This is a genomic window from Bacillus sp. SIMBA_008 (assembly GCF_046535495.1).
In the GTDB taxonomy this organism is placed as follows: Bacteria; Bacillota; Bacilli; order Bacillales; family Bacillaceae; genus Bacillus; species Bacillus subtilis.
The window spans coordinates 1-253 of record NZ_JAWRWL010000885.1 but is presented as its reverse complement, the minus strand read 5'-3'; the positions used below and the strand labels follow the sequence as shown (position 1 = coordinate 253).

The following is a 253-nucleotide window of genomic DNA, read 5'->3' as shown; positions in this document are numbered from 1 at the left end:
AATTGTTCTTCTGATACTTTCGATACTTTCGCTTCGTGTTCAAGTGAAACGTAATCGTTTTTGATTTCGTTGTAAGGAATTGTATCAGATGTAGATTGGTTATCCATAATTAACGTGTCACACTCGATGTTAGAGCGAGAGTTTTTCGCTTTTGGTCCGAATTGTACGATACCACGGTAAGTTACTTTACCACCATGCTTCGCAATCGATTTAGAAACGATTGTTGAAGACGTGTTTGGTGCTAAGTGAATCA

The 253-nt window shown here is 37.9% G+C and carries 1 protein-coding gene; it reads right to left on the bottom strand.

Going from position 1 to position 253, the window contains the following annotated elements; translation table 11 throughout:
- On the bottom strand, positions 1 to 253 hold a 253-nt coding region (locus SB658_RS25900; RefSeq protein WP_410603344.1), incomplete at both ends, for a SufD family Fe-S cluster assembly protein.